Origin of the sequence: Nostoc sp. 'Peltigera membranacea cyanobiont' 213 (assembly GCF_002245975.1) — a bacterium.
In the GTDB taxonomy this organism is placed as follows: domain Bacteria; phylum Cyanobacteriota; class Cyanobacteriia; order Cyanobacteriales; family Nostocaceae; genus Nostoc.
Window position 1 is genome coordinate 1 of sequence record NZ_NOLI01000270.1, and the last position, 2968, is coordinate 2968.

Below are 2968 nucleotides of genomic sequence, written 5' to 3' on the forward strand. Positions count from 1 at the left end.
AATTCCAAACCTGCTTCGCCATACTTGAGTGCTTCTTCTAGTGCAGCGATTCTTTGTTCAACTACCGGATTTGCCAAGCGTCTTTTAACACCTTCTAGTCCTCCTAATACTACAGCACCAGGAGGTGCTTTTTCTTGACCACCAAGGACAGCATCATAAACTGTTGGGCGATTGGAATTTTTTGACATAGTGTTTTTACTTTTTATATGATGGAATTATTGAGTGCGATCGCTATAATCACCTAATTTCATAAATACGCTTTATATGGGATAATTATTTTCAATAACAGAAGTGCGATCGCACTTGTTTCTAACCTGATGGCAATCCCCATATTTTAATAGTCCCGTCTAGACTACCGCTAATCAGAGTTTGCCCATCAGCGCTAATAGCAAGAGAACGAACCCCATCTGTATGTCCGTTGAAGATGGCTTTTCCCCGTCCTGTGTGTAAGTCCCATACTTTTATAGTGCCATCCCCACAACTGCCGATCAGATTCTGCCCATCTGGACTGATAGCAACACAAAGAATACTACCTGATTGTGCATTTATGGTAAACTTTTCCTCTCCTGTAGGCAAACTCCAAACTTTAATTATGTTGTTGTTATCACCACTAACTAAAGTTTCTCCATCTGGACTAATTGCAATGGACAGAACAGGCTGAGAATGTGCTTTGAGGGTACGCATTAGTTCGCCTGTCTCCAAATTCCATATATCAATCCCATTGCTATCATTAGCATCAACAAGAATTTGTTTATTTGGTGTAATAGCAAGACAATGGCTATGATGACCATGATGAGGTCTTTGCAAGGTACGCAGTTGCTGTCGTGTTTGTAAGTCGCACACTAAAATCATCCGTTGATAAGTAATCCTACAAACAAGCAAGTGACCATCAGGACTAATAGCAAAACTATCAATTCCTCCTGACATAGGGAAAAGTCTAATTCTGGCTGGAGATTCAACCTCATTCGCATAAGTAGCAAAAGTGAGAATATCCTCTTGTACACCTGTCTGCAAATTCCACAATTTGATTGTTTCGCAGCAACTAGTAAAAACGCTTTGCCCATCAGGATTGAAAACAATGGACTGAATATAGCTTAAATGCCCAACAAGAGTTTTGAGGAGATGACCTGTTTTTAAATCCCAAAGTTTTGCAACTTCACCGTTTTCACTCACGAATTCAAGACCACCACCACTAACAAATGTTTGCCCATCAGGACTAATGGCTACCGTGTTAACCCTATCTGTATGTCCGCTGATTGTTTGCAGACATTCAAATAGTAGCCAAGGATTATACTTTTGCAGTGCTTGTTTTACTCTTGGTTCTATCCGATGCTGGAAAAGCAAATTTTCAGCAGTTAGCTGTATTTCTGGTGATACATCTGTCAAAGTCTGAATGATTAATTCTAAACCTGCTTCCCCATACTTGAGTGCATCTGCTAGCGCCGCAATTCTTTGTTCCAAAGATACACTAGCTAAACGCTGTTTAACAGCATCTATGCCCCCTAAAACAACGCCAGCAACAGGTGGTGTAACTTGCCCACCTAACACAGCATCATATTCTCTAGGTTGATTCTGATTTTCTGGCATTGCATTTTACAAAATTATGGTTATTTTTTAAACGAACCGCAAAGACGCAAATAGCGCAAAGATAAGATTATTTTAGTTTAGCGATCGCTCCCCTATCAACTAACATCTTCCCAGTCAATAAATCCTTCACTGTCACTACTAACATCCGTTGTTCATTCACTTCAAATTGTGCCTGTATTCGGTCTACTCCTGTTTGTCCAGGCGGTTCGATATGAGCGACACATACTTGTTGATGATGAGTTTCCAAAGAGCGGTAACTATCTTGTTTTACTAATTGGCTACTTGTCATCCTTCCTTGAGTATCGTAATAAACTTCCGCTTGGGAAACTTCTGCTACTTCCCCAATATCAAGGCGAATTTCTCGCTGTCCCTCTGTGGCGACTTGCAGAGTTAAAGCTTCAGAACGCGCCCCTGGATACTTTGCCCCTTTTTCAATCAAAGTTAAATAAGAATAACTTTTGCTGTGGGGTTCCCAAAGACGAATAGCATAACTGTGGCGCAGGTAATCATCAACTGCTGCCATTTCACTTAAAGCTAATGCGCCATGTGCGACAGCTTCAAAGGGTTTGTCTAACTTTACCTTTTGTCGTCCAAAATAGGAAATTACTAGTTGTTGCACGGCGGGAATTTGACAAGTTCCACCCACTAATAAAACTTGTTCAATTGTAGATTTGCTGATACCTTTAGCAAGTGCGATCGCTAATACTTCATCTATCGCCTGTCTTAGCTGTTCTAATAATTGTTGATTTTCTAAAATTTCGCCTAATTCGTCCCGATGCAATTGCAATTCATGGGACATAAAATTTTCATCATCAAACCAAGCTTCTTTCGCCTCATCTGTTGTTGAAATTTGAATTTTTACCCTTTCTGCTACTTCCAGCAAATTCATAAAACCGATTTCTCCAACTTCAGTACGGGAGGAACCGATTTTTTGCAGGTAATGTTCAACAATCCATGTATCAATATCTACGCCGCCAATAAAAGCATCAGATTTGGCGATAACTTCCGCACGCACTACTTGCTGTTCAGATTCAGCGCTGACAGTTCGTACTAAACTTAAATCTAGAGTACCGCCGCCAAAATCAACCACCAAAACCACAGCACCAGGATGCTTGACAGCATAACCAAGGGCTGCTGCGGTAGATTCATCGACAATTTGCACGGCGGGAATATTTAACTTGTCGCCCAAGTTGCGGAACCAGTCAAGATATCGCTCAAATGCACCCACGGGAACTGTGAAAATAACGCTACTGGGTTGTAATTGCTGTTCAACCTGTTGCCAAATTTCCTTGAGAAACAGTTCCGAAACCACCTCAGCACTGTAACTATTACCATCCAACTGTCGCGGAGGTGGGACAAAATCTGCTGCCAAATCGCGTTT

2 protein-coding genes and 1 pseudogene are annotated in these 2968 nt (G+C 41.2%); all 3 read right to left on the reverse strand.

The genetic code is table 11. From position 1 onward, the window contains the following. Positions 1 to 188: pseudogene (locus CDG77_RS33645) on the reverse strand (STM4015 family protein); the annotation flags it as partial. Between the two features lie 121 nt (positions 189 to 309). Then, positions 310 to 1587 (reverse strand): WD40 repeat domain-containing protein, encoded by a 1278-nt coding sequence (locus CDG77_RS33650; protein ID WP_094333495.1) that lies wholly within the window; start codon positions 1585 to 1587, stop codon positions 310 to 312. Positions 1588 to 1654: 67 nt separating this feature from the next. Next, the coding region (locus CDG77_RS33655; RefSeq protein ID WP_094333496.1) for an Hsp70 family protein at positions 1655 to 2968 on the reverse strand (1314 nt) is incomplete at its 5' end.

Excerpts from the sequence above, each read along its gene's own strand:
- CDG77_RS33650 (WP_094333495.1), bottom strand. The coding sequence starts at position 1,587 with ATGCCAGAAAATCAGAATCAACCTAGAGAATATGATGCTGTGTTAGGT.